This is a genomic window from Sphingomonas sp. SORGH_AS_0879 (assembly GCF_030819175.1).
In the GTDB taxonomy this organism is placed as follows: Bacteria; Pseudomonadota; Alphaproteobacteria; order Sphingomonadales; family Sphingomonadaceae; genus Sphingomonas.
In genome coordinates this window covers 886,388-912,206 of record NZ_JAUTBJ010000002.1, presented here as the reverse complement: position 1 = coordinate 912,206, position 25,819 = coordinate 886,388, and the positions used below count along the sequence as shown (strand labels likewise).

21 protein-coding genes are annotated in these 25,819 nt (G+C 67.1%); 10 read left to right on the top strand and 11 right to left on the bottom strand.

Features of this window, described 5'->3' with window-relative positions; all coding sequences use genetic code 11:
* Positions 1-19: 19 nt before the first annotated feature.
* The 7 genes from QE379_RS05015 to QE379_RS04985 all read right to left on the bottom strand — a co-directional run bounded on the left by QE379_RS05015 (position 20) and on the right by QE379_RS04985 (position 6,459).
* The gene (locus tag QE379_RS05015; protein ID WP_373461841.1) at positions 20-778 is read right to left on the bottom strand and encodes an enoyl-CoA hydratase-related protein; all 759 of its coding nucleotides are present in this window, start codon (positions 776-778) and stop codon (positions 20-22) included.
* Between the two features lie 8 nt (positions 779-786).
* A complete protein-coding gene (gene mce / locus QE379_RS05010) occupies positions 787-1,206 on the bottom strand; it encodes a methylmalonyl-CoA epimerase (RefSeq protein ID WP_306998443.1) in 420 nt (139 codons plus the stop codon).
* Positions 1,203-1,496, bottom strand: a complete 294-nt coding sequence (locus QE379_RS05005) for a TfoX/Sxy family DNA transformation protein (protein ID WP_306998441.1) — start codon at positions 1,494-1,496, stop codon at positions 1,203-1,205. Before QE379_RS05005 ends, mce begins: the two co-directional genes overlap by 4 nt.
* A complete protein-coding gene (locus QE379_RS05000) occupies positions 1,477-3,003 on the bottom strand; it encodes an acyl-CoA carboxylase subunit beta (protein WP_306998439.1) in 1,527 nt (508 codons plus the stop codon). Before QE379_RS05000 ends, QE379_RS05005 begins: the two co-directional genes overlap by 20 nt.
* Positions 3,004-3,156: 153 nt before the next feature.
* A complete protein-coding gene (locus QE379_RS04995; RefSeq protein ID WP_306998437.1) occupies positions 3,157-4,089 on the bottom strand; it encodes a 50S ribosomal protein L11 methyltransferase in 933 nt (310 codons plus the stop codon).
* Complete coding sequence (locus QE379_RS04990) at positions 4,079-4,774, bottom strand: SDR family NAD(P)-dependent oxidoreductase (RefSeq protein WP_306998435.1); 696 nt, start codon at positions 4,772-4,774, stop codon at positions 4,079-4,081. The genes QE379_RS04995 and QE379_RS04990 overlap by 11 nt, the downstream gene beginning before the upstream one ends.
* A 281-nt stretch (positions 4,775-5,055) precedes the next feature.
* Positions 5,056-6,459, bottom strand: coding sequence for a methyl-accepting chemotaxis protein (locus QE379_RS04985; RefSeq protein ID WP_306998433.1), 1,404 nt, complete (start codon positions 6,457-6,459; stop codon positions 5,056-5,058).
* Positions 6,460-6,758: 299 nt separating this feature from the next.
* On the opposite strand from QE379_RS04985, the gene sdhC reads away from it, so the two are divergent.
* From sdhC to QE379_RS04955, 6 genes are all read left to right on the top strand, one after another.
* Positions 6,759-7,103, top strand: a complete 345-nt coding sequence (sdhC, locus tag QE379_RS04980) for a succinate dehydrogenase, cytochrome b556 subunit (RefSeq protein ID WP_306998431.1) — start codon at positions 6,759-6,761, stop codon at positions 7,101-7,103.
* Positions 7,103-7,486, top strand: coding sequence for a succinate dehydrogenase, hydrophobic membrane anchor protein (gene sdhD, locus QE379_RS04975; protein ID WP_306998429.1), 384 nt, complete (start codon positions 7,103-7,105; stop codon positions 7,484-7,486). The genes sdhC and sdhD overlap by 1 nt, the downstream gene beginning before the upstream one ends.
* Positions 7,486-9,294 carry a succinate dehydrogenase flavoprotein subunit gene (gene sdhA, locus QE379_RS04970; RefSeq protein ID WP_306998427.1) on the top strand — a complete coding sequence of 603 codons (1,809 nt, stop codon included), beginning with the start codon at positions 7,486-7,488 and terminating at the stop codon, positions 9,292-9,294. The genes sdhD and sdhA overlap by 1 nt, the downstream gene beginning before the upstream one ends.
* Positions 9,295-10,333: 1,039 nt before the next feature.
* Positions 10,334-11,080, top strand: coding sequence for a trehalose-phosphatase (gene otsB / locus QE379_RS04965; protein WP_306998425.1), 747 nt, complete (start codon positions 10,334-10,336; stop codon positions 11,078-11,080).
* Between the two features lie 11 nt (positions 11,081-11,091).
* Positions 11,092-12,858, top strand: a complete 1,767-nt coding sequence (locus tag QE379_RS04960) for a glycoside hydrolase family 15 protein (protein WP_373461726.1) — start codon at positions 11,092-11,094, stop codon at positions 12,856-12,858.
* On the top strand, positions 12,855-14,270 hold the full coding sequence (locus tag QE379_RS04955) for a trehalose-6-phosphate synthase (RefSeq protein ID WP_306998421.1): 1,416 nt from the start codon (positions 12,855-12,857) through the stop codon (positions 14,268-14,270). The genes QE379_RS04960 and QE379_RS04955 overlap by 4 nt, the downstream gene beginning before the upstream one ends.
* Before the next feature lie 85 nt (positions 14,271-14,355).
* Here QE379_RS04955 and QE379_RS04950 read toward each other — a convergent pair whose 3' ends face one another.
* Both QE379_RS04950 and QE379_RS04945 read right to left on the bottom strand, forming a co-directional pair.
* A complete protein-coding gene (locus QE379_RS04950) occupies positions 14,356-15,435 on the bottom strand; it encodes a mechanosensitive ion channel family protein (protein ID WP_306998419.1) in 1,080 nt (359 codons plus the stop codon).
* 196 nt (positions 15,436-15,631) lie between these two features.
* Entirely contained in the window at positions 15,632-16,282 is a 651-nt protein-coding gene (locus QE379_RS04945) for a hypothetical protein (protein ID WP_306998416.1), read from the bottom strand.
* 139 nt (positions 16,283-16,421) lie between these two features.
* Between QE379_RS04945 and QE379_RS04940 the strand changes: the two genes are divergently transcribed.
* From QE379_RS04940 to QE379_RS04925, 4 genes are all read left to right on the top strand, one after another.
* Entirely contained in the window at positions 16,422-17,090 is a 669-nt protein-coding gene (locus QE379_RS04940; protein WP_306998414.1) for a response regulator transcription factor, read from the top strand.
* On the top strand, positions 17,087-18,424 hold the full coding sequence (locus QE379_RS04935; protein WP_306998411.1) for an ATP-binding protein: 1,338 nt from the start codon (positions 17,087-17,089) through the stop codon (positions 18,422-18,424). Before QE379_RS04940 ends, QE379_RS04935 begins: the two co-directional genes overlap by 4 nt.
* An 18-nt stretch (positions 18,425-18,442) precedes the next feature.
* Complete coding sequence (treF, locus tag QE379_RS04930) at positions 18,443-20,020, top strand: alpha,alpha-trehalase TreF (protein WP_373461725.1); 1,578 nt, start codon at positions 18,443-18,445, stop codon at positions 20,018-20,020.
* Positions 20,021-20,282: 262 nt separating this feature from the next.
* Complete coding sequence (locus QE379_RS04925) at positions 20,283-21,566, top strand: Hsp70 family protein (protein WP_306998409.1); 1,284 nt, start codon at positions 20,283-20,285, stop codon at positions 21,564-21,566.
* Between the two features lie 193 nt (positions 21,567-21,759).
* Here the strand turns inward: QE379_RS04925 and QE379_RS04920 are convergent, their stop codons facing one another.
* Positions 21,760-24,150 (bottom strand): TonB-dependent receptor, encoded by a 2,391-nt coding sequence (locus tag QE379_RS04920; RefSeq protein WP_306998407.1) that lies wholly within the window; start codon positions 24,148-24,150, stop codon positions 21,760-21,762.
* Between the two features lie 244 nt (positions 24,151-24,394).
* The gene (gene lpdA, locus QE379_RS04915; protein WP_306998405.1) at positions 24,395-25,789 is read right to left on the bottom strand and encodes a dihydrolipoyl dehydrogenase; all 1,395 of its coding nucleotides are present in this window, start codon (positions 25,787-25,789) and stop codon (positions 24,395-24,397) included.
* Positions 25,790-25,819 lie beyond the last annotated feature (30 nt).

Below are 25,819 nucleotides of genomic sequence, written 5' to 3'. Positions count from 1 at the left end.
TCATGCTCGCGCAAGCATCCTAACACCCCAGGAAACGCGGCGGACGCTTTTCGAAAAAGGCGCGGCCGCCTTCCTCGCCATCCTGGGTGGCGCACGCCATGCGCTGGTCCCCGGCCTCGCGGGCCAGCGCGGTGGCGTAGTCGCTGTCGAACCCGGCATGAAGCGCGCGGCGCATCAGCCCCAACGCGACGCTCGGCCCCGCCGCCAGCCGCCCGGCCAGCGCAAAGGCTTCGGCTTCCAGCGCCTCGTCGGCGACGACCTTGTGGATCATGCCCCAGTCGAGCGCACGTGTCGCCCCCACCCGCTCGCCCAGCATCATCATCTCGGCGGCGCGGGCACGGCCGATCAGGCGGGGCAGCATCCAACTCGCTCCGCCATCGGGGACCATGCCGATATTGACGAAGGCGTGGAGGAAATAGGCCTTCTCGCTCGCCACGCAGAAATCGGCGGCCAGCGCCAGGCTGCACCCGATCCCCGCCGCTGCGCCCCGGACGGCACTGATCACGGGGATGGGCAGGTCGGCCAGCGCCAGGAACAGGGGATTGAAGTGATCGACCAGCGCACGGTGAACGGTGTCCGGGCCGATATCGCCCCCGGAAATATCCGCGCCCGAGCAAAAGGCCTTCCCCGCGCCGATCAGCAGAACCGCTCGTGCATCCCCCCGATCGGCGAGCGCCTGCCCGATCCTGTCGAACAGTTCGGGCGGCGCGGCATTGAGGCGGTCGGGGCGGTTGAGCGTCAGCACCAACACATCGCCCCGGCGCTCGGCCAGCAGCATCGGCTCGCTCAATGCGCTTCCCCCGGCGTTTCCATCAGTTCGACCAGCACCCCGCCCATGTCGCGCGGATGAAGGAAGACGACCGGCGTGCCATGCGCGCCGATGCGCGGCTGGCCCAGCAGCGTCGCACCCTTGGCCTGCAATTCCGCGACGGCGGCGGCCATGTCGGCGACCTCGAAACAGAGATGATGCTGCCCGCCCGCCGGGTTCTTCCTGAGGAAGTTGGCGATGGGGGAGGTTTCGTCGAGCGGCTGGATCAGTTCGATCTGGCTGTTGGGCGCGTCGATGAAGCACACCCGCACGCCCTGCGGGGGCAGGTCGAACGGCTCGCCGATCGCCTCCGCGCCGAGCAGATGGCGATAGGTTTCGACCGTCTTTTCGATCGAGGGCGTGGCGATGCCGATATGGTTGAGGCGGCCCAGGGTCATGCGCGCTCCTTAACGGCATCCTTCAATGCCTGCTTGATGTCGGGATGCAGGTGATGCGACGCGATCCCGTCAATGGCGCCCTGCAACGCCCACACCGCACAGAGACTCACTTCACGCGGATGCGCGGCCTTCATGAGTCGATAGGTCTCGACCGCACCCAGTTCGGCGAGCCGCCCGGGCGTATCCACGCCTATCTCGATCATCCAGGCGGCGCTTTTGGCACCGACATTCTTCAATTCAGCCAATCGCGCCATCGCTTCGGCTTCGCGCTCAGAGCGGCAAGTTGTCATGCTTCTTCCACGGGTTCGCCAGGTCCTTGTTCCGCAGCTTGCGAAGCCCCAGCGCGATCCGCCTGCGGGTCGAGTGCGGCTGGATCACCTCGTCCACGAACCCCTTGGAGGCCGCGACGAACGGGTTGGCGAAGCGCGCCTCATATTCGGCGGTGCGCTCGGCGATCTCCTCGGGCGTGCGGCCCCGGAAGATGATCTCGACCGCGCCCTTGGCCCCCATCACCGCGATCTCGGCGGTGGGCCAGGCATAGTTGAGGTCACCGCGCAGGTGCTTGGACGCCATCACGTCGTATGCCCCGCCATAAGCCTTGCGGGTGATGACGGTGATCTTGGGCACCGTCGCCTCGGCATAGGCGAAGAGCAGTTTCGCGCCATGCTTGATGATGCCGTTATGCTCCTGCGCGGTGCCGGGCAGGAAGCCGGGGACGTCGACAAAGGTGACGATCGGGATTTCGAACGCATCGCAGAAGCGCACGAACCTTGCGGCTTTGCGGCTGGCATTGATGTCGAGCACCCCCGCCAGCACCATCGGCTGGTTGGCGACGAAGCCGACCGTGCGCCCCTCGATCCGGCCGAAGCCGGTGATGATGTTGGCCCCGTGCGCGGGCTGCACCTCGAAGAAATCGCCCTCGTCCACCACCTTTGCGATCAGCTCGTGCATGTCATAGGGCTGGTTGGCGCTGGCCGGGATCAGCGTGTCGAGGCTTTCCTCTTGTCTGTCCCAGGCGTCGGCGGTCGGCCGCTCGGGCACGCCCTCCCGATTGTTGGCGGGCAGGAAGTCGATGAAGTCGCGCGCCGCTAAAAGCGCCTCGATATCGTCCTCGAACGCCACGTCGGCCACGCCGGTCTTGGTGGTGTGGGTAACCGCGCCGCCCAGGGCTTCCTGGGTGACGACCTCGTTGGTCACCGTCTTCACCACATCGGGGCCGGTGACGAACATGTAGCTGCTATCCTTCACCATGAAGATGAAGTCGGTCATGGCGGGCGAGTACACCGCGCCGCCCGCGCACGGGCCCATGATGAGCGAAAGCTGCGGCACCACGCCCGATGCCAGCACATTGCGCTGAAACACCTCGGCATAGCCGCCGAGCGATGCCACGCCCTCCTGGATGCGCGCGCCGCCCGAATCGTTCAGGCCGATCACCGGCGCGCCGACCTTCATCGCCATGTCCATGATCTTGCAGATCTTCTGCGCGTGTCGCTCGGACAGCGAGCCGCCGAAGACGGTGAAGTCCTGGCTGAACACGAACACCAGCCGCCCGTTGATCGTGCCCGAGCCGGTCACCACGCCGTCGCCGGGCACCACCTGCTCGGTCATGCCGAAGTCCACGCAGTTATGTTCGACGAACATGTCGAGTTCCTCGAAGCTGCCCTCGTCCAGCAGCACGTCGAGCCGCTCGCGCGCGGTCAGCTTGCCCTTGGCGTGCTGCGCGGCGATGCGCTTCTCGCCGCCACCGGCACGCGCGGCGGCGCGGCGGCGTTCCAGTTCGACCATCGTCGATGCCATGACCTCATCCTCTTTTGTCTTTCAGGGGTCTATGCCTGAGACGCGGGGCGCATGGCAATCGGCAGACTTACGTTTTCGTAAGGGGAAGGCAGCCAAGCGCGTTCCCCCTCCCGCGAGCGGGAGAAGGCGGAAGGAAGGCAGGCATTGAAAAAATCAGATATCTAATGCCCAGCCGTCCCGGCCTTTGGGATCGAACGGCCCGTTCGGTACGAATCGCTCCGCCCCTGCGCGCAGGCGGAGCACGCTCCAGTCGCCGCGCCGGTCCACCGTTTCCAGCGTACAGCCGCACGCTTCATAGGCCGCGACGACATCGGCGCGCTGCGTCTCCAACAGGCCCGCCAGCACCAACGTCGCCTCCGGCCCGGCAATCGCCGCCAGTTCGGGCGCCATCGAGATCAGCGGTCCGGCCAGGATATTGGCGATGACCAGGTCGTAAGGCGCGCCCGCCATGATCGGATCGGCGAGCGCCCCATCCGCGACGATCAATTCCACGCCATCGACGCCATTGATCGCAGCATTGTCGGCGGTCACGTCGATCGCGACGGGGTCGATATCGGTCGCCACCACCTTCGCGCTCGGCCAGAGATGACGCACCGCAAAGGCGAGCAGCCCGGTGCCGGTGCCCACGTCGATCGCATTCGCGACCATCCCTCCCGCCATCGCATCGAGCATGGCGAGGCAGCCGCTGGTCGTCTCATGATGCCCGGTGCCGAAGGCGCGGCCCGCCGGGATATGGAAGCCGCGCTTACCCTCGGGCACCGCCTCGTCGCCGGTGTGGACGAAGAACCGCCCGACCGAGAGCGGCGCCAACCCCGCCTGGCTCATCGTCACCCAGTCCTGCGCGGGCACATGCTCGACCGTCGCGGGATGGTCGCCCGCGCTCGGCACCAAAGCGCGGATCGCTTCGATGGTCGCCGCATCGGGCTCCACCTCGAAATAGGCGTCGAGCCGCCAATGTTCGCGGTCGTCCTCCACTTCCTCGGTGGTCATGATGACCGCGTCGATCGCCAGATCGTCGGCGGCATCGATCGACTCCGCCTCGTCGCGGGTGCAGGGCAGCGTCAGCTTCCAGCTATCAGCGGACATAGCTGGCTCCATTCACGTCGAGGACCGCGCCCGTCATCGAGGGCGGCGCGTCGGTGCACAGGAAACGGACGGTCGCAGCGACCTCCTCCGGAGAGGCGACGCGGCCGAGCGGAATATCGGCGAGCAGCTTGTCACCGCCCCGGCTGGCCAGATAATCGTCGGCCATGCCGGTCATGGTGAAACCGGGGCAGACCGCGAAGGCGAGAATCCCTTGCGCGGCATAGCCCCGCGCGATCGTCTTGGTCATCGCGACCATGCCGCCCTTGGACGCGGCATAATGCCAGTGCGCGGGCGAGTCGCCGCGATAGGCGGCGCGGCTGGCGATGTTGACGATCCGGCCGCCCACGCCCCGCTCCTGCCAATGCAAGACGGCCAGACGGCAAAGTTCGGCGGACGCGGTCAGGTTGACCTGCATGGTCCGCGCCCAGCTTTTCGACCAGTCAGCGGCGTCGAGCGGGCTCGCCTCGAAGATGCCGGCATTGTTGACCAGCATGTCGATCGCACCGCCTGCCTCGGCCAACGCCGCCGCCCAGAGGCGCGCGGGTTCCTGCGGCTGCGACAGGTCGGCGGCGATGCCGCTTCTGGTGCCATGGCCCAGCACGCGGACATTCGGCAGTTCGCCCAGCGCCGTGGCGGTCGCCGCACCGATGCCGCGGCTGCTTCCCGTTACCAATATCGTCGTCATCCCCCGCCCGTGCCGGGCGCAGGCGAGCGCGTCAACGGGCTTGCATGTTCTCCGGGATCGCCCTCTCGATAGCGGGGACACCCCTCCGTCAGAGCTGACGCCCTAGCAACGCCCCTTCCAGATTGCTCGGCGAAGGGCTGTTCCCCCGCGCAGGCGGGGGGCCAGTGTGGAGCAGGACCACCGCTTGCCAATAGAATACTGGGCCCCCGCCTGCGCGGGGGAACATAGGCGTACACCAATCACCGGTGACGCCACCTTACACGGCAGCAATAAATCCCGGTTCAGGCGGCGACGCGGGCGACGAACTGGGTGGCGCTGGTCTTCAACTCGCCCAGTTGCGTGTCGAGATCGTCGAAACCGCGCCCGACCCGGTCGATCTCCTGCGCGACATGTTCGGTGTCCTGGCGGATCGCGGCGATGGTGTGCGACATCGAATCGGCCGCCAGCGCGGTTTCGTCCACCGCGGCGGTGATCGCCGTGACGGTCTGCGCCTGCGCCTCCATCGCATGGCGAATGCGCTCGGCGGAGGCCTGGACCTCGTTGACCGTCGCCTTGATCGAGGCGTTGGTCTCGACCGTCGAGCGGGTCGCAGCCTGGATGGCGGCGATCTTGGTGGCGATGTCGTCGGTGGCGCGCGCGGTCTGGCTGGCGAGGCTCTTCACCTCCTGCGCGACGACCGCGAAGCCGCGTCCCGCATCCCCGGCGCGCGCCGCCTCGATGGTGGCGTTGAGCGCGAGGAGGTTGGTCTGCCCGGCGATGTCGCGGATCAGGCCCAAGATCGATTCGATCGACTTGGCGTGATCGGACAGCATTTCGGACATGCCGACCGCCTGCCCCGCCTGGTCGGCGGCGCGGTTGGCGACATCGGCGGCCTGATCGACCTCGGTCCGCGCATCCTCGATCGCGCGGATCAGGCCGGCGGCGGTCTGTGCCGCCTCGCGCATCGCGACGGCGGATTGTTCGGCGGCGGCGGCGACCTCGCTCGACTTGCCCAGCATCCCGCGCGTCGACAGCGAGGCGTCCTGCGCCTGCCGCCGCAAATCCTGTCCCCCGACCGAGGCGGTTTCCACCACCGCCGCGATACCGTTGCGGAAATCGCCCGCCAGCCGCTCGCGCTGACGCTCGGCGCACCAGCCCGCAAAGCCCGCGAACAGTTCGACGGTCAGTTCGGTCTCCATGCCATAGAGGCGCAGCAGCGTATCGATCGCCACGGTGCGGCGGGGATCGTCGGCGGGCATTTCCTCCATCACGATCTTCAACACCGCCCGGTCGCTCGAACAGGACATGGCGAGCACTTCCATCGGCGGCACCTCGGCGGCATAGGCGGAGGCGACCGCACGGCCCAGCGACTCGACCCATTCCCGACCGGCGAGATCGCAGAAGCGGTTGCGCAGATAGGCGCGCCCCGCCGTCTTCTGCCGTTCGCGATCCAGCGGCGACCATTCCGGACGCCCCGGATTGGCGAGGCGCCAGTGGTTCCAATAAGCATCGGTCACCTCGTCGGCCCGAGGCTCGATCACCGGCCAGAGTTCGGCGGCGAGGCGGACGAGCGAGCGATCCCCGCCATCAAAGGCACGGACCCGTGCGTCGAGGTCGATATTCGCCGTGATGACCGTGGGCGATGGCAGGTCGAAGTCCAAGACGTGGTTCCCCCATTCGAAATGCTTCGAATCTTTCCCGACCATGGTGGGCGAAAAGGGTTAAGGGGGTATTATAGGAGCGTTTTTCCGGTGCGGGCGGTGCGCTTCCCAGTTCGGCCTCTCACGAAGCATTCTCCATGGAAAGCGGGGGAATGCCGCGCGGAACCCGCCCGCCGCGCATCTCCAAACGGACTCTCGCGACTTGCATCCTGTCGGCGTCTTCACCATAGGCATATCCGCAAACCAGCCCGACCTTAAGATTGTTCGAGGATCTGCCCTTGGCCGCCCGCAACACCGCACGCCCGCTTTCGCCCCATCTCCAGATCTGGAAATGGGGTCCCAACATGCTGGTCTCCATCCTGCACCGCGCCACCGGCACGGGCATGGCGACCGTGGGTGCGGCGCTTCTCGTCTGGTTCCTGGCGGCCGTCGCCGCGGGGCCGGAAAGCTATGCGACGTTCCGCGACGTCTTCACCGTCGAGTCGGGCAGGCTGAACATCATCGGCTATGTCGTCGGCATCGGCCTGACCGCCTGCCTGTTCCAGCACATGGCCAACGGTATCCGCCACCTGTTCATGGATGTCGGCGCGGGCTTCGAGCTGAAGTCGAACAAGCGTCAGGCGCAAGCCACCATCGTCTTCGCCGTCGTGATGACGGTGGCCTTCTGGCTCTATCTGGGGATCAAGTGATGCGTTCCGGAACCGCGATCGGCCGCGTGCGCGGCCTGGGCTCGGCCAAGTCGGGCACCCATCACTGGTTGAACCAGCGCCTGACGGCGGGCTCCAACTTCCTGCTGGTCGTCTGGCTGCTGATTTCGATCCTGCGCCAGCCGTCCTTCGACTATGCCTCGGTGCATCTGTGGCTGGCCAATCCCTGGGCCGCCATCCCGATGGCAATGCTCGTCGCCTCGATCTTCTATCATATGCGCCTGGGGCTCCAGGTCGTGATCGAGGATTATGAGCAGGACCAGAACCGGGTCGCGCTGCTCGTCGTCATGAACCTGTTCGTCTTCACGATCGCCGCCATCGCCATTTTCTCGATCCTCAAGATCGCCTTCGGAGCCGCTGCATAATGTCCGCTGCCGCTTACAAGATCATCGACCATACCTATGACGCCGTCGTCGTGGGTGCGGGCGGCTCGGGCCTGCGCGCCACCATGGGCATCGCCGAGGCGGGTCTGAAGACCGCCTGCATCACCAAGGTGTTCCCGACGCGCAGCCACACCGTGGCCGCCCAAGGCGGCATCGCCGCGTCGCTCGGCAATATGGGTCCGGACCACTGGACCTGGCACATGTACGACACCGTCAAGGGGTCGGACTGGCTGGGCGACCAGGACGCGATCGAATATCTGTGCCGCGAGGCGCCCGCCGCCGTGTACGAACTGGAGCACGCGGGCGTGCCGTTCAGCCGCACCGAAGAGGGCAAGATCTATCAGCGCCCGTTCGGCGGCATGATGCAGAATATGGGCGAAGGCCCGCCCGCGCAGCGCACCTGCGCCGCCGCCGACCGCACCGGCCACGCCATGCTGCACGCGCTGTACCAGCAGTCGTTGAAGTACGACGCGGACTTCTTCATCGAATATTTCGCGCTCGACCTCATCATGGACGAGCAGGGCAATTGCCGTGGCGTGATCGCCTTGTGCATGGAAGACGGCTCGATCCACCGTTTCCGCGCGCACAATGTCGTGCTGGCGACCGGCGGCTATGGCCGCTGCTATTTCTCGGCCACCTCGGCGCACACCTGCACGGGTGACGGCGGCGGCATGGTGCTGCGTGCGGGCCTGCCGCTTCAGGACATGGAGTTCGTGCAGTTCCACCCGACCGGCATCTACGGCGCGGGCGTCCTCATCACCGAGGGTGCGCGCGGCGAGGGTGGCTACCTGACCAACTCCGAGGGCGAGCGCTTCATGGAGCGTTATGCCCCCTCGGCCAAGGATCTCGCCAGCCGCGACGTCGTGTCGCGCTCGATGGCGATGGAAATCCGCGAAGGGCGCGGCGTCGGCAAGGAGGGGGATCATATCTACCTCCATCTCGACCATATCGACCCGAAGGTGCTGGCCGAGCGCCTGCCCGGCATCACCGAGACCGGCAAGATCTTCGCCGGTGTCGACCTGACCCGCCAGCCGCTGCCCGTCACGCCGACCGTCCACTATAATATGGGCGGCATTCCGACCAACTATCACGGCGAAGTCGTCCGTCTGAAGGACGGCAACCCGGATTCGGTCGTCCCGGGCCTGTTCGCGGTCGGCGAAGCGGCCTGCGTGTCGGTGCACGGCGCGAACCGCCTCGGCTCCAACTCGCTGATCGACCTTGTGGTGTTCGGTCGCGCGACCGGCCTGCGCATCAAGGACACGCTGAAGCCCGGCACGCCGCACGCGCCGCTGCCCAAGGGTTCGGAAGAGCTGGCGCTGGGTCGCCTGGACCATTTCCGCAACGCCGCTGGCAGCGCGACCACTGCCTCGGTGCGCAGCGAGATGCAGAAGACGATGCAGCGCCACTGCGCCGTGTTCCGCACCGATGAGTTGCTGACCGAAGGCCGCCAGATGATCCGCGCCACCTATGACCGGATGAAGGACATCGGCATCAAGGATCGCTCGCTGATCTGGAACACCGATCTGGTCGAGACTCTGGAGCTGGACAACCTCATCAGCCAGGCCGTCGTGACGATGGAATCGGCGCTGAACCGCAAGGAAAGCCGCGGCGCGCATGTGAACGAGGACTTCCCCGATCGCGACGACACCAACTGGATGAAGCACACGGTGGCGACGTTCGACGGCTGGGGCGGCAAGGGCGGCGGGGTCGCGATCGACTATCGCCCGGTGCACGACTATACGCTGACCGACGATATCGAGTATATCAAGCCGAAGAAGCGGGTGTACTAAAGACCCGGTTTGACGGTTCGGAAAAGAGGGGCTGGCGAGCGATCGCCGGCCCTTTTTCCTGTCTGTTCACTTCTTCGCCCCTCCCGCAAGCGGGAGGGGTTGGGGGAGGGAAAGCCACAGGCGACGCCGCTCATGGAGAGGCCCCTCCCCCCATCCCCCTCCCGCCTGCGGGAGGGGGTGCGCTTGGCCGCGAGTGACTGGATCGACATCAACGCCGCCCTCTTCTTCCTCCCCTCCCGCAAGCGGGAGGGGCCGGGGGAGGGAGCGCCACAGGCGACGCCGCTCGTGGAGAGGCCCCCCCCATCCCCCTCCCGCCTGCGGGAGGGGGCGTGCTTGGCCGCGAGTGCCTGGATCGACATCAACGCCGCCCTCTTCTTCCTCCCCTCCCGCAAGCGGGAGGGGTCGGGGGAGGGGAAGCCACAGGCGACGCCGCTCGTGGAGAGGCCCTCCCCCCATCCCCCTCCCGCCTGCGGGAGGGGGCGTGCTTGGCCGCGAGTGCCTGGATCGACATCAACGCCGCCCTCTTCTTCCTCCCCTCCCGCAAGCGGGAGGGGCCGGGGGAGGGAAAAGCCACAGGCGACACCACCCGTGGAGAGGCCCCTCCCCCCATCCCCTTCCCGCCTGCGGGAGGGGGCGTGCTTGGCCGCGAGTGCCTGGATCGACATCAACGCCGCCCTCTTCTTCCTCCCCTCCCGCAAGCGGGAGGGGTCGGGGGAGGGAAAGCCACAGGCGACGCCGCTCGTGGAGAGGCCCTCCCCCCATCCCCTTCCCGCCTGCGGGAGGGGGCGTGCTTGGCCGCGAGTGCCTGGATCGACATCAACGCCGCCCTCTTCTTCCTCCCCTCCCGCAAGCGGGAGGGGTCGGGGGAGGGAAAGCCACAGGCGACGCCGCTCGTGGAGAGGCCCTCCCCCCATCCCCCTCCCGCCTGCGGGAGGGGGTGTGCCCAGCCCCCCTTCCATAATCATTTCGGCAGTGCAGCGGAACGCGAGCGGCGGGGATGGGTTCACTCGGCATGTCCGCATCCGCTATGCTATCGTCCATGCTGGCCGACCTCGCCCCGCCCCCGCCTCGCCTGTCCCTTGCCGACAGCCTGTTCCTGGACTTCGATGGCACGCTGGTGGAACTCGCCGACAATCCCGAGGGGGTGCATGTCAGTCGCGAACTGGCCGACCGGCTGGACGCGCTGGCCGCGCATATGCCGGGTCGCCTCGCCATCGTCAGCGGCCGCTCGATCGCGCAGATCGATGCGCTGTTCGGCCCGCAGGCGCAGCATTTCACGCTGGCGGGCAGCCATGGTGCCGAGCGCCGTTCCCCGGAGGACGGCCACAGCCAGCCCGAAAAGCCCGACCATCTGGCCATAGCGACCGAGGAGATGCGCCGCGTCGCCGAGGACAACGGCCTGTATTTCGAAACCAAGAGCTTCGGCGCGGGGCTCCATTACCGCCGCAAGCCCGAGGCCGAGCCCCTGGCCCTGCGCGAAGCCGCCGCCATCGCCGAGCGGCATGGCCTGACCCTGCAACCCGGCAAGATGATGGTCGAGGTTCGCCTGCCCGGCGACAAGGGCCAGGCGATCGAGACGCTGATGGAAACGCCCGCGATGCGCGGCACCGTGCCCATTTTCTTCGGTGACGACGTGACCGACGAGGATGGCTTTGCCGCCGCCGCGGCGCTTGGCGGCGCGGGGGTGCTGGTCGGCCCGATGCGCGAAACCGCCGCCCGATACCGCCTGCCCGATGTCCCCGCCGTCCATGAATGGCTCGCCCAAGCGCTGGAGAATGCCGAATAATGCAACAGGACATGAACCTCTGGCCGATCGGCAATTGCCAGGTTTCGGCGCTGATCGACTCGACCGGGCGCTTCGTCTGGGGCTGCGTGCCGCGCGTCGATGGCGATCCGGCCTTTTGCGCGCTGCTGGGCGATGGCGAGCCGGAGACGGGCTATTGGTCGATCGAGCTGGAGGACCGCGTCTCGACCACGCAAGGCTATCTGCGCAACACCCCGATCCTTGTGACCACCCATATGGACGATCGCGGCAACGGCATCGAGGTCACCGATTTCTGTCCCCGCTTCTCGCGCGAGGGCCGCGTCTATCGCCCGACCAGCTATGTGCGGATCGTCCGGCCGATCGGCTCGCCCCGCATCCGCATCGCGCTTCGCGTCGCGACCGATTGGGGCAGCCCGACCGATCGGACCCAGGGTTCCAACCATATCCGTTATCTGATGACGCAGCAGACGCTGCGCCTGACCACCGACGCGCCCGTCGGCCATATCGCCGCCGAGCAATGGTTCCGGCTGGAACGCCCGATTCACATGTTCCTGGGCCCGGACGAAAGCTTTGCGGGTGTGTTGAGCGAGGCGTGCCGCGCGATGTTGGAGCGCACCACCCACGAATGGCATCACTGGGTGCGCGGCCTCGCCACACCCGTCGAGTGGCAGGCCGTCGTCATCCGCGCCGCCATCACCCTCAAACTCTGCCAGCATGAAGAAACTGGCGCGATCGTCGCGGCGCTGACCACCTCGCTGCCCGAACATGCCGATTCGGGGCGCAACTGGGACTATCGCTACTGCTGGATCAGGGACGCCTATTACACGGTGCAGGCGCTCAACCGGCTGGGCGCGCTCGACGTGCTGGAGGGGTATCTGGAGTATCTCCGCAACATCGTCGATGCCGCGCGGGGCGGGCATATCCAGCCGCTCTACGGCGTCGGCGGCGAAGCGACCCTGGTCGAGCGGATCGAGGACAAGCTGCCCGGCTATCGCGCGATGGGACCGGTGCGTGTCGGCAACCAGGCCTATGAGCAGATCCAGCACGACGCTTACGGCCAGATCGTGCTGTCCGACGTGCAGGCCTTTTTCGACACGCGCCTGTTCCGCATGTCGGGGGTTGAGGATTTCCACTCGCTGGAGCGGGTCGGCGAACGCGCCTGGGCCAAGTACGACCAGCCCGATGCCGGCCTGTGGGAGTTGCGCACCAAGAGCCATGTCCATACCTATTCCGCCGCCATGTGCTGGGCGGCGTGCGACCGGCTGGCCAATGCGGCACAGGCGCTGGGGCTGGAGGAGCGGCGCGGCTTCTGGCAGGAGCGTGCCGACCTGATGCGCGAGACGATCGAGCAGGCCGCGTGGCGCCCCGAGACGCAGCGCATGTCGGCGACCTTCGGCGGCGACGATCTCGACGCCAGCATCATCCAGTTGCTCGACCTGCGCTTCCTGTCGCCCGACGATCCCCGTTTCCGCTCGACGCTCGATGCGGTGGAAAAGGGATTGCGCCGGGGCAGCCACATGCTGCGCTATGCGACCGAGGATGACTTCGGCCTGCCGCATACCGCTTTCAACGTCTGCACCTTCTGGCTGATCGAGGCGTTGTATGTCACCGGGCGTCATGAGGACGCCCGCGCGCTGTTCGAGGAGATGGTGGCGCGCTGCACCCCCGCCGGGCTTCTGTCCGAGGACATCGACCCGAATACGGGCGAGCTGTGGGGGAATTACCCGCAAACCTATTCGCTGGTCGGCCTGATCAACTGCGCCGTCCTGCTGAGTAAACCATGGAGTGCCGTGCGATGAGTCGCCTGATCGTCATCTCGAACCGGGTCCAGCCGCCCACCACCGGGCCGGGCGGAAATCAGGGCGGGCTGGCGGTCGCACTTCTGGCCGCGCTGCGCGAACAGGGCGGCATCTGGTTCGGCTGGTCGGGGGAAACCACGCAAGAGTTCAGCGGCCATATCAACTTCCAGCAGGGTGGTGGCGTGACGACCGCCACCATCGACCTGGAAGAGCAGGATATCGACGAATATTATAACGGCTATGCCAACCGGACGCTGTGGCCGCTCTTCCACTATCGCATCGATCTGACCGAGTTCGAGCGCGATTTCGACTCCGGCTATGCCCGCGTCAACGAACGCTTTGCCGAGACGGTACAGCCGCTGATCGAGCCCGACGATCTGGTCTGGGTGCATGACTATCACCTGATCCCGCTCGGCCGCTACCTGCGCCAGCGCGGGTTCAAGAACCGGATCGGCTTCTTCCTCCACATTCCGTGGCCGCCGGTGCGGCTGCTGATGTCGCTGCCCAGCCATCGCAAGCTGGTCGAGTCGCTCTTCGCCTATGACGTGGTGGGATTCCATACCGAGGACTGGCTGGACAGCTTCCGCGACTATGTGACCAAGGAACTGGGCGGGACGCTCGGCGAAAATGGCGAAGTGACGTGGAACGGCAAGACCATCCAGGCGATCCGCGCGCCGATCGGCATCGAGACCAAGGAGTTCGAGGAAGCCGCCAGCGGCCACGATGCCCGCTTCGCGCGCGAACGCATGTATATGTCGGCGACCGGTCGCAGCCTGATCGTCGGGGTCGACCGGCTGGATTATTCCAAGGGGCTGGCCGAGCGCTTCCTGGGTTACGAACGCTTCCTGGCGCAGAATCCCGAGCGGCGGGCGCTGGTCTATATGCTCCAGATCGCACCGCCCAGCCGCGAGAAGGTCAACACCTATCAGGAGATTCGCGCCAATCTCGATTCGCTGTCGGGGCGGATCAACGGCGAATATGCCGATATCGACTGGGTGCCGATCCGCTATGTCAACAAGGGGTTTCCCCGCCCGGTGCTGGCGGGCATCTATCGTGCCGCCCGGATCGGACTGGTGACCCCGCTTCGCGACGGGATGAACCTGGTCGCCAAGGAATATGTCGCGGCCCAGGACCCCGAAGACCCCGGCGTGCTGATCCTGTCGCGCTTTGCGGGCGCGGCCGAGCAGTTGAAGGACGCGGTGCTGATCAACCCCTACAGCGCCGAGGAAATGTCCGACGCGATCGTCCAGGCGCTGACCATGCCGCGCGACGAGCGCATCCGGCGGTGGACGAGCCTGATCGACAATGTGCGGCGCGAGGATGTCTTCTGGTGGTGCGAACTGTTCCTGTCCGCGCTGCGCGGGGACGGCGTGAAGGACGAAGCCAAGGCGATCGAGGCTGCGGCCACGTAGAACAACCGTCGCCCCAGCGCAGGCTGGGGCCTCACACGATGGAGCGGATAGCCATGAAAGATCCCAGCCTGCGCTGGGATGACGGTTATGCCCCCGGCACGCCCTGCCCCAGATGCTCCAACCGCCGCCGGGGCAGCGCCTCGGGCATTTCCCGCCGGATATAGTCCAGCAGCCCCTCGCGAATCTCGCACCGCAGGTCGAACGCGATCGCCGCATCGCGCGCGGTCATCAATCCGCGCACTTCGATCGAATCCGGCTTCACGTCCGTCACCTGCATGTTGAAGAAGCGCCGGTCCCAGCGCTTGCTCGCCTCGACCAGTTCGCCCATCTTCTCGCGCAGCCGGGGAATGTCCGCCGCCGGATCGAGATACCAGAAGACCGATCCCAGCAACTGGCTGGTTTCGCGCGTCCAGTTCTGGAAGCTGTTCTCCAGGAACTTGGCGACCGGCACGACCAGCCGCCGCTCGTCCCAGATGCGCACGACCACGAAGGTCAGGTGGATCTGTTCGATCCGCCCCCATTCGTTATCGATGATGACCACGTCGTCGAGCCGGATCGGCTCGGTAAAGGCCATCTGCACGCCCGCGATCAGGTTCTTGAGCGCGGGCTGTGCGGCGGCACCGACGACCAGACCGGCGATACCCGCCGAGGCCATCAGGGTCACGCCGATGGTGCGGATGCCCGGCACGCTCAGCAGCATCAGGCAGACGGTCAGGAACACGATCAGGAAGATGCCGATCCGCCCCAATATCTGTGCCCGCGTCCGCTTCCGCCGGGCGCGCAAATTATCCTCCACGCTGATATCGGCGCGGAGATAGACGACGCCCTGCAACGCGCGCAGCGCCGACACCGCCAGCCAGCCGAGAAGTGCCGGCACCCCGAAGCCGAGCACCTGTCGCCAGATATCGCGCCCATCGCTCGACATCGGCACCAGCCGCATCGCGAAGCTGACCGCGATGGCGATGGCGACCCAGCGCAGCGGCTGGCGGATATGGGCGAGGACGAGGTCGTCGCTCTGGCTGGCGGTGCGCCGCGCGGCGTGGCCCGCGATCCGCATCGCGATGCTGTGCACCACCACCGCGATCAGGATCGCCGTCGCGATGACCAGCACATGTTGAAGCCACAGCCATTCGGCCGGAATGTCGAGCGATCGAAGCCAGCGCATGGGGGCCTAAAGGGTGGAAGTGGGGAATGTTCCTTGTGGAGAGGGATTCCCTTGGCCTTCGACTTCGCTCAGGCTGAACGGAGCGGAGGAAGGGACCTCTACTACCCCCGTTCAGCCTGAGCGACGTCGAAGGCCACGCCCCACCCGCTCGCCAAACACGAAAACGCCCCCGGCCCGAAGCCGGAGGGCGCCTTCATCAAACCCCGGTCACCGCCGCCGGACGAACCGCACCCGTGGGGGCGGGAGCCGGAGCTCCGGCGGGCGGCGGGGGCGGCGGTACGGGGGCACCCTGCGGCGCGACACCGTTCACCGGCGGCGGGGGCGGAGGCACCGCACCCGGCGCGCAGCCGCCCGGCGGAGGCGGCGGGGGAGCGCCGGGACCGCCGGGTGGCGGAGGCGGCGGGCCGTCGCCACGCGGGCCACCGGGACCACGCGGACCGCCCGGCGGGGGCGGCGGCGGGCCGACCGGCACGACCGACCCATTGGGATCGACCAGATATTGCGCGTGCATGATCCCGTCGTCGAACCGGCCCTGCACCATCACATTGCTGCCGACCGAGGGCACCACATCGCGCGACCCGGCGACCATCGCGCGGCCCGTGCCGTCCTGCACCACGAACCGGTCGCCGAACACTTCGGCGACGCGCCCCTTGGCGGTGACGATACCGCTGGTCGAGGACAGCCTGGCGATCGGCGTCGGGGTGGCGGGGGCCATGGCGACGCTCGGCCGGGTCATCGAAACCGCGGCGGCACCGCCCCCCGCGCCCAGGGCGACCAGGACGGCGGCGGCGGCGGCCAGCGGGGCTTTGCCCTTAGGGCGGAAATTCGAAACATTCCATCGAGACATGGTCTGAGGCTCCTTGGTTGATGCCCCGCTTTTAGGTGATTCGGCCCGATGCCCGCTGAACCGCGCGGTTCAGATTGGGTTTAAGCTGTGCGAGGATAGCGGGCGGCACGCAGGCCATCAGGGGGAAGACATCAGCGTCATGCGGATATTGCTGGTCGAGGATGATGCCGCGCTGGGCCCCGCCATCGCGCGTGCGTTGCGGGCGGAGAATTGCGCGGTCGACCTGTTCGCCAGCGGCGTGGACGCGGGCCATGCGGGCGATACCGAAATCTATGATGCCGCCGTGCTCGACCTGGGGCTGCCCGATGGTGACGGCATGACGCTGCTGCGGCAATGGCGCGAGGCGGGCCGCGCCCTGCCCGTGCTGATCCTGACCGCGCGCGACGGCTGGTCGGACAAGGTCGCGGGGTTCAAGGCGGGCGCGGACGATTACCTGACCAAGCCCTTCCGCGTCGAGGAACTGGTCATGCGGCTGCGCGCACTGGTCCGCCGCGCGGCGGGCCATGCCCAGCCGCGCCTGACCTGCGGCCCCCTTTCCTTCGACAGCCAGACCGGACAGTTCGAGCTGGACGGCCTGCCGCTGAAGCTGACCGCCTTCGAATGGCGCGTGCTGTCCGCGCTGATGCTGCGCAAGGAGGCGGTCATCCCCCGGCTGGAATTGCTGGAGCGGGTCTATGAGGGCGATGCCGATGTCGATTCCAACAGTCTGGAGGTGATCGTCGGGCGGCTGCGCAAGAAGATCGGCGCGGACCTGATCGAGACGGTCCGCGGCATGGGTTATCGCCTGACCGCCGGGGATGCGAGTTGAAGCTGCCACGGTCGATCCATGGCCGGATGATCCTGATCTCCGGCGTTGCGATCCTGTTCGCGCTGCTGCTCGCCGGATGGGGGCTGACCCGCGCGCTGGAGGGGATCGTGACGCGCGGGCTGGACCAGCGGCTGGACTCGGAGATCGCGGTGCTCGCTGCCGCCGTCGATCCGCAAGGGCGGGTGGACCGTGACCGGATCGCCTCGCGCCGGGGCTTGCTGGAGCCCGAACCCGGTTGGCGCTGGCGGATCGCGGGGCCCGCCGGGATTTTGGGGTCGGGGGATTTTCCACCCCTCGCCGCACCGCCGCCGCCCGCACCGGGTGAGGCCGTCCCGCCCGCCGAAACCGTCGCCGCCCCCCGTCCCGCCGAGGGGCGGACCGAACAGGGCGTCCGCGTCCATGCGCGACAGGTGACGATCCCCTCGACGCGAGGACCGGTGACGATCACCGTCGCGGCCCCGCGCTCGGTCGTCGCGCGACCGATCCGCGCCGCGCTGATCCCGCTGCTCGCGATGCTGGCGGGACTGGGTGTGTTGCTGGCGGCGGCGAGCCTGATTCAGCTACGCCTCGGCCTGCGCCCCTTGCGCCGGTTGCGCGACGAGGTCGCCGCGATCCGTAGCGGCGAGCGGACCCGCGTCGAGGAGGACCAGCCCGCCGAGTTGCAACCCCTGGCGGTCGAGCTCAACGCGCTGACCGTCGATACCGAGCGCAATCTGGCGGCGGCGCGAACGGCGGCGGCCAATCTGGCCCATGCGCTCAAGACCCCGGTGGCGACGCTGGCGCTCGATCTGGCGAACGACCCACCCCGCGCGGCACAGGTGGCGCGGATCGATGCGACCATCCGCCATCACCTCGCCCGCGCCCGTGCGCAGATGGGGGCGACGCGCGCCGCCACGCCCCTGGCCCCCGCGATGGACGACCTGGCCCATGCGATCGGTCGCCTCCATGCCGACCGGGGCATCGCCGTGACCACGGACATCGCCGCCGATCTGACGGTGGCGATGGATGCGCAGGATCTGGATGAAGTGGCGGGCAATCTGGTCGACAATGCCGCCCGCCACGCCCGGTCGCGGGTGACGATCGCCGCCGCGACCGAGGGGCGACAGATCCTGCTGCGCGTGGTCGATGATGGGCCGGGCATTGCCGAGGAGGATCGCCTTCGCGCCACCCAGGCCGGGGCCCGGCTGGACGAGCGGGGGGACGGGCATGGCTTCGGCCTGTCGATCGTCCGCGAACTGGCCGAACTGCATGGCGGCGGACTGATCCTGGCCGAGGCGGCGGGCGGCGGATTGTCCGCCACCGTCCTGCTGCCGCGTGCCGCACGACAAGGTTGAACAGGAGAGACGCGACCGATGACCCACCGCCCCGCCCGGACCCGCCCCCTGACGCTGCTCCCCATGCTCGCGCTGCTGCTCCAGGCGCAGGCGATGCCGCCCTCGCCCGCCGATGTTTACGGTCCCCTGTTCGTGGCGGTGCAGGAGGCGCGCGTATTTCCCGATGGCAAGACCTTCGCCGACGCGGTTCCGCGCGAAAAGCCCGACACGATCATGGCCGCCTATGCCCGTGAGAAGCCGATGGACAAGGCGGCGCTGACTGCCTTCGTCCGCCGCCACTTCTCGGTGCGCGGTGAGCAGCAGGCCCGGCCGCCCTTACGCGATCGCATCCGCGAACTGTGGCCGGTGCTGGGCCGCGCGCCCTTCGCGCCGGTCGCGGGATCGTCGGCACTGGGGCTCGACCATGGCTATGTCGTGCCCGGCGACCGCTTCCAGGAGATTTATTACTGGGACAGCTATTTCACCATGTTGGGCCTGAAGGCCGATGGGCAGGCCCCGCTGATCGAGGCGATGCTCGCCGATTTCGTCGATCTGGTCGAGCGTTACGGCCATATCCCCAACGGCACGCGCACCTATTATCTCAGCCGTTCGCAGCCGCCCTTTCTGGCGCTGATGATGGACCTGTCGGATAATCACGATCCGGTGCTGGCGAAGCGGCGGCTGGCGGCACTGATCCGCGAGCATGACTATTGGATGGCGGGCGCGACCTGCCTGGACGCGGGTGGAGCGTGCGCCCATGTCGTGCGGATGCCCGATGGCAGCCTGCTCAACCGCTATTGGGACGCGCGCGACACGCCCCGCGACGAAAGCTGGCGCGAGGATCGCGAGACCGCTGTCAAGGCCGCCCCCCGAGCCGCTGGCGTGGTCCAGCGCGACCTGCGGGCGGCGGCGGAATCCGGCTGGGACTTCAGCTCGCGCTGGCTGGCCGATCCGATGCGGCTGGAGACGATCCGCACCACCGATATCGTGCCCGTCGATCTCAACAGCCTGTTATGGGTCGCCGAAACCCGGATCGCCGCGCGCGCGATAGCGACGGGGGACACCGCGACTGCCAATCGGTTCATGGACATGGCGGCGCGGCGGAAGGCGGCGATCGATCGCTATCTCTGGGTCGCGGGGGAGAAGCGCTACGCCGATTGGGACCGTGTCACGCGCCGTCCCACGAACAGCCGGACCGCCGCCTCCCTGTTCCCGCTGTTCGCCGGGCATGCCAGCGCCGAACAGGCCCGTGCGGTCACCGTGACCACCCGCGCGACGCTGATCGGCGAAGGGGGCCTGCGCACCACCGGTATCCGCACGGGCCAGCAATGGGATTCGCCCAATGGCTGGGCACCGCTGCAATGGGTCGCGGTGGAGGGGCTGGGACGATATGGCGAACGGGCGCTGGCCAAGGACATCGCCCGCCGCTGGATCGCCACCGTCGCGCGCACCTATGCCGAGACGGGCAAGCTGCTGGAAAAATATGATGTCGAGGAACGGCGGCCCGGCGGCGGCGGGGAATATCCGACGCAGGATGGCTTCGGCTGGACCAACGGCGTGACGGCAGCGATGCTGGAGCGGTGGCCGGATCTGGTGCCGCCGAACGCCGCGCAATAATGATTTTCGCGCGGAGACGCGGAGGCGCGGAGCGGTCTAGATTTGCCGCGCGGATGAATACGCTCTCGGGCGGGAGACAGATTCACGCGAAGGCGCGAAGACGTTCGGAGTTGGCGCTGCCCTCTTCGCGTCATCGCGGCTTCGCGTGAACCTGCCTCCCGCCCGATAAAAGCCGATGAGCCGACCCGGCATCCGAACTCTCCGCGCCTCCGCGCGAACAAAAAATCTCCCCCCGCCGCGCACTTCGTGTAGCGGACGCCGCATGACCGACACCCCGCACACCATCCTCGGCATCGACTTCGGCACCACCAACTCGGTCATCGCGCGGGCCGATACAGGCACATCGCACCTCGTGCCGCTGACGGGCCCGAACGGCACCGATCCCGTCTTCCGTTCGGCCCTGTGCTTCTGGGAGGGGGACGGTATCGAGGTCGAGGCGGGCCCTTGGGCGATCGCCGAATATCTGGAATTTCCGGGCGGCAGCCGGTTCATCCAGTCGTTCAAGTCGGTCGCCGCCTCACCGGTGTTCGAGCACGCGACCGTGTTCGACAAACGCTATCGCTTCGAGGAACTGGGCCGCGCGTTTCTCGACCGGATGGCGGCGCGCAGCGGCGGGGTGCTCGACGGACGCGCGGCGCGGATCGTCGTCGGGCGACCGGTCGAATATGCCGGGCACCGGCCCGACGAGGCACTCGCCCGCCAACGCTATGACGCGATGTTCGCGCGGTTGGGGGTGGAAATCCATTATGTCTACGAACCGCTGGGCGCGGCGTTCAGCTATGCGTCGCGTATCACCGAGCCGGCGACCGTGCTGGTCGCCGATTTCGGCGGCGGAACCAGCGACTTTTCGGTCGTGCGCATCGCCGCGCCGGGTGCCGAGCGTCGCTGCGAACCGCTCGGCCATGCCGGTGTCGGCATCGCGGGCGACCGGTTCGACCAACGGCTGATCGACCATCTGGTCCTGCCGTTGCTGGGGGCGGGCGGGCAATATCGCTCGTTCGACAAGGTGTTGGAGATCCCGCGGGGGTTCTTCGCCGATTTCGCCGACTGGTCGCGCCTGGCGTTGATGCGCAATCGCAAGACGCTGGCCGAACTCGAAAAACTCCGCCGCGCCGCGCTCGACCCCGACGCGATCGGGCGGATGATCGCGATCATCGAGGAGGAACAGGGATACCGGCTCTATGATGCGGTCGGTCGGGTGAAGCGCGATCTGTCCGCCGCGGCGGAAGCCCGGTTCCGGTTCGAGGGCGGCGGCCTGTCGATCGAGGCGGACGTGACCCGCGCCGATTTCGAAGCGTGGATCGCCCCCGACCTGGCGCGGATCGAGCAGGCGGTGGACCGGGCGCTCACCGCCGCCGGGACCGAGGCAGGCGCGATCGACCGGGTGTTCCTGACCGGCGGCACCTCTCTGATGCCCGCGATCCGGCGGATGTTCGAGACGCGGTTCGGCGGCGGGAAGATCGCGACCGGGGGCGAGTTGACCTCGATCGCGCACGGGTTGGCGTTGATCGGGGAGCAGCCGGATATCGGAGCCTGGGCGGTGTAAAGAGCCCCTCTCCCGGCAGGGAGTTTCAGGTCGGTCATGCCCCCGGCATGACCTAAACGATGCAGGGCATCGTTTACCTGAAACTGGGTTGGGGAGGGGCAAGAGCCGCAAGCGACGGGCTCGGCGAGACTTCCAGCCCTCCCCCATCCCCTCCCGCTTGCGGGAGGGGAGCGTCATACGGATAGGGTTTGGCTCAGAACCCCTTCTTCAGCGTCACGAACCACTGGCGCGGCGCGCCCGCCAGCAACGTCTGGTTGTCGCCGCTGGCCTGGAAGCCGTTCGTGCCGATGGTCGAGATATACTTCTTGTCGGTCAGGTTGGTCACGCTGCCCTCGATCGAGAAGCCGCCCCATTCCGCCGGGAAGCGATAGCCGATGCTGGCGTCGACCAACACCCGGCTCTCGACCGACTGGTCGTTCAGATAGGTGAAATAGCGCTTCGACATATAATCCGCGCCGACCCGGCCGAAGAACCGGCTATCGTCATAGACCAGCTCGCCCTTCACCATGTTCTGCGGCGTGTCGACGACGTACCGCCCCTTCTCGGCCAGCAGATTGCCCGAACCGTCGCGCACCGTCTGCTGATAGGTGGCATCATTGTAGGAATAGCTGGCCAGCGCCGAGAAGGCCGGGGTCAGGCGGTAAAAGGCCGAAACCTCCGCGCCATAGCTTTCCACGCCGCCGACATTGTTCAGCGTCGGCGGAATGCCCTGGATCGCGGTGCCGATCGAATAGGTCAACAGACGGTCGGAGAAGTCGATATAATAGCCGACCGCCGACAGTTGCAGTCCGCCGGTGCGATAGCGGACGCCGCCTTCCGCCGTCTTCGACTTTTCGGGACGCACGGTGTTCGCCACCGCATTGAACGCGACCTGGCTGATCGAGAAGGGCGGCGCGGTCGCAGCGGCGATGAAGGCGCGCATATTCTCGGTATAGCTGGCAAAGACCTCCGCCTGGTTGCCCAGGTGCAGCACCGCGCCGATCTGCGGCAGGAACCAGTCCTGGCTCTTGATCCGACCGCGCGCCAGCGAGCCCGCCAGCACATTGGCCTGGTTGCGCACCCGCATCCCCTTCCAGCCGCCGTTGATGGTCAGCTGGCCGATATCGAGCGTGTCGCCGACCGAATATTGCAGCGTCTCGGTATCGTACTTGCCGTTCCACGTCGTCGACATGGGATTGCTCTGGAAATCCAGCGCGTTGCGGTTGGGCGTCGCGGTGTCGGTCATGCCATAGAGGCGACGCGCCTGATGCAGCGTGTTGCTCTCATACCAGCCGGTCAGTTCCAGCTTGTTCGCACCGGTGGTCAGCGCCAGCTTGGCGATGGTCCCGGCGCGGTCCAGGCTGTATTCGGTCGTGCGGAAGGTCAGCGGCGCGGGATTGGTGATCGGCGTGCCATCGGCATTGGGCGCGCCGAGTTGGGTCGGGGTATAGGGGGTGATCCACGACCCCTGCCCCTTGTTGCGATGATAATAGCTGGTCGAGGTCAGCGACAGGCTGTCGGTCAGCTTGGCGTCGAAGGTGATCCCGCCCAGATAGTCGCGACGAAGCCCCGCGGCGTCATAATAGCCGTCGTCCAGCGTGATGCCCGTGGGCAGACCGATGGCCACCCCGGCATAGGGCGCGGTGAAGCCGGTCAGCGAACCATTGTTCCGCGCCGCATAGGCCGCCGCCGCCGCGCCGTTGGTCGCCTGCTTGGCGTAGAGGATGGCGAGCGGATAATCGTTGCTAATATTGTCGTTATAAAATCCGCGACGCTTGATAATATCGAGGCTGAGGTCCTGATAGTCGTTCTCGCGGCGATCCGAGAAGTTGAAGAAGCCGGTGATCGAACCACGATCGCCGAAGTCCTTGACGATCTTGGCATTGGCCTGATGCTGGCGCTGGCTGCCGAACCCCTTCCACTTGTCGGTGGTGAGATAGGCATAGCTGAGATAGCCCTTCAGCCCGCCGCCCAGATCGCCGCTATCGGCGCGGACGAAGGCGCGGATCGTGTCGTTGCTGCCATAGGTGCCCGACGCGGCGATCCCGGCGGTTTCGGACGGCGCGCGGCTGGTGAACTGGATGGTGCCGCCCAGATTGCTGGTCGAGGCGGTGCCGAGCGCACCCGCGCCCTGCGCCACGCTGGTCGAGGCGATATTCTCGGAAATGATCGCGCGGCTGATATGCAGGCCGTTGGTCGGGCCATAGCTCATATCGCCCAGCGGCACGCCGTCGAGGGTGAAGCCCAACTGGTTCTGGTTGAAGCCGCGGAGCGAGATGCGGGTCGACCATTCATAGGCGCCGAACGGATCGGACGCCTGGAAATTGACGCCGGGCAGCTTGGAGATCGCCTTGAGCGGCGAGGTGCCGGGCGTCAGCCGGTCGAGGTCGGCGGCGGTAATCGTCTGGACCTGACGGCTCTGGCCGAAGCCCAGCACGACGACATCGCCCGAACTGCCCGCCTGGTCGTCGGCGGGAGCAGCGGTCGGATCGGCGGCGATCGGATCGGCGCTGCCGGTCACGGCGGCCTGCGCCGGCAGGGTCTGCGCCGCGACGCCGGGCGCGATCAGCGCGACCGTCGCGACACCGATCAGATACTTCACCATGATTTTGACCCCAATGGCATTGTTAACCCAATGAGGCGGGCGCATGGGGCCGGTGCGTGACACCGTGGCGACAGCGTAATGACCGGTTTGTGACGGCCTGTCGTTGTGGCTTTGCGGTCACGGGCCCGACATGGGAGTTTCAAAGGCCATCGATGCTCTGGCAACCCTGACCTTAGGCATTCCATAACGAAAGGGGCGAGCATCCTGCGATGCCCGCCCCTTCCACGTTCCGAAGTATGCCCGATCAGATGTGGATCGGCTTGCCCTGTACCGCCATGGCGGCTTCCTTCAGCGCCTCGGCATGGGTCGGGTGCGCGTGGCAGGTATAGGCGATGTCTTCCGACGTCGCGCCGAACTCCATCGCCTGTGCGGCCTGGGCGATCATCGTGCCTGCGAGCGAAGAGATGATCCACACGCCCAGCACGCGGTCGGTCTTGGCGTCGGCGATCACCTTTACGAAGCCATCGGTGTCGCGGTTGGTCTTGGCGCGGCTGTTCGCCATGAAGGGGAACTTGCCGACCTTCACTTCGCCCTTTTCCTTGGCGGCTTCCTCCGACAGGCCGACACCGGCGATCTCGGGCATGGTGTAGACGACGCTGGGGATGACGTCGTGGTTCACGATGCCGGTCTGCCCGGCGATGTTCTCGGCTACCGCAACGCCCTCGTCCTCGGCCTTGTGCGCGAGCATCAGGCCGGGGGCCACGTCGCCGATCGCCCAGATGCCATCGACATTGGTCGCGAAGTCATGGTCGATCTCGACCTGGCCACGGCCATTCAGCTTCACGCCGGCGGCTTCCAGGTTGAGCCCGTCGGTGTTGGGCTTGCGGCCGATGGCGACCAGCACGGCATCGGCCGACAGCGTTTCCGCCGCACCGCCAGCCGCCGGTTCGACCGACACGGTCGCGCGGTCGCCCTCGACGGTGACGCCGGTCACCTTGGTCGAGGTCTTCAGTTCCATGCCCTGCTTCTTGAACAGCTTCGCCGATTCCTTGCGGACCTCGCCGTCGAAGCCGGGGAGGATCTGGTCGAGATATTCGACGACCGTGACCTTGGCGCCCAGACGACGCCAGACCGAGCCCAGCTCCAGCCCGATCACGCCGCCGCCGATGACGACCAGATGCTCCGGCACCTTGGGCAGCGCCAGCGCGCCGGTCGAGTCGACCACGACCTTCTGGTCGATTGCGACACCCGGCAGCGGGGTCACGACCGAGCCGGTCGCGATCACGATGTCGCGCGCGGTGACAGTCTGGTCGCCGACCTTGACGGTGCTGGCATCCTGGAACGCGGCCTTGCCCTTGAGCCAGGTGACCTTGTTCTTCTTGAAGAGATATTCGATGCCGCCGGTCAGCTCGCCGACCGCCTTGGTCTTTTCGGCGTGCATCTGGTCGAGGTTGAGCTTCGCGCCCTCGATCTCGACGCCGAATTTGGCGAAGGTGCCATGGCTGGCTTCCTCGAACAATTCCGATGCGTGGAGCAAGGCCTTTGACGGGATGCAGCCGACATTGAGGCAGGTTCCGCCCAGCGTCTCGCGCGCTTCGGCGCACGCGGTCTTCAGCCCAAGCTGCGCCGCGCGGATCGCCGCGACATAGCCGCCGGGGCCAGCGCCGATCACCAGGACGTCATAGTCATACTCAGCCATTTGTCTCTCCCGTTCCCCGGCGTTCGGGGT

Coding starts and splice junctions, on each gene's coding strand:
- QE379_RS05015 (WP_373461841.1), bottom strand. CDS start 778: ATGCTGCTGGCCGAGCGCCGGGGCGATGTGTTGGTGCTGACGCTCAAC.
- mce (WP_306998443.1), bottom strand. CDS start 1,206: ATGACCCTGGGCCGCCTCAACCATATCGGCATCGCCACGCCCTCGATC.
- QE379_RS05005 (WP_306998441.1), bottom strand. CDS start 1,496: ATGACAACTTGCCGCTCTGAGCGCGAAGCCGAAGCGATGGCGCGATTG.
- QE379_RS05000 (WP_306998439.1), bottom strand. CDS start 3,003: ATGGCATCGACGATGGTCGAACTGGAACGCCGCCGCGCCGCCGCGCGT.
- QE379_RS04995 (WP_306998437.1), bottom strand. CDS start 4,089: ATGTCCGCTGATAGCTGGAAGCTGACGCTGCCCTGCACCCGCGACGAG.
- QE379_RS04990 (WP_306998435.1), bottom strand. CDS start 4,774: ATGACGACGATATTGGTAACGGGAAGCAGCCGCGGCATCGGTGCGGCG.
- QE379_RS04985 (WP_306998433.1), bottom strand. CDS start 6,459: ATGGTCGGGAAAGATTCGAAGCATTTCGAATGGGGGAACCACGTCTTG.
- sdhC (WP_306998431.1), top strand. CDS start 6,759: ATGCTGGTCTCCATCCTGCACCGCGCCACCGGCACGGGCATGGCGACC.
- sdhD (WP_306998429.1), top strand. CDS start 7,103: ATGCGTTCCGGAACCGCGATCGGCCGCGTGCGCGGCCTGGGCTCGGCC.
- sdhA (WP_306998427.1), top strand. CDS start 7,486: ATGTCCGCTGCCGCTTACAAGATCATCGACCATACCTATGACGCCGTC.
- otsB (WP_306998425.1), top strand. CDS start 10,334: ATGCTGGCCGACCTCGCCCCGCCCCCGCCTCGCCTGTCCCTTGCCGAC.
- QE379_RS04960 (WP_373461726.1), top strand. CDS start 11,092: ATGAACCTCTGGCCGATCGGCAATTGCCAGGTTTCGGCGCTGATCGAC.
- QE379_RS04955 (WP_306998421.1), top strand. CDS start 12,855: ATGAGTCGCCTGATCGTCATCTCGAACCGGGTCCAGCCGCCCACCACC.
- QE379_RS04950 (WP_306998419.1), bottom strand. CDS start 15,435: ATGCGCTGGCTTCGATCGCTCGACATTCCGGCCGAATGGCTGTGGCTT.
- QE379_RS04945 (WP_306998416.1), bottom strand. CDS start 16,282: ATGTCTCGATGGAATGTTTCGAATTTCCGCCCTAAGGGCAAAGCCCCG.
- QE379_RS04940 (WP_306998414.1), top strand. CDS start 16,422: ATGCGGATATTGCTGGTCGAGGATGATGCCGCGCTGGGCCCCGCCATC.
- treF (WP_373461725.1), top strand. CDS start 18,443: ATGACCCACCGCCCCGCCCGGACCCGCCCCCTGACGCTGCTCCCCATG.
- QE379_RS04925 (WP_306998409.1), top strand. CDS start 20,283: ATGACCGACACCCCGCACACCATCCTCGGCATCGACTTCGGCACCACC.
- QE379_RS04920 (WP_306998407.1), bottom strand. CDS start 24,150: ATGGTGAAGTATCTGATCGGTGTCGCGACGGTCGCGCTGATCGCGCCC.
- lpdA (WP_306998405.1), bottom strand. CDS start 25,789: ATGGCTGAGTATGACTATGACGTCCTGGTGATCGGCGCTGGCCCCGGC.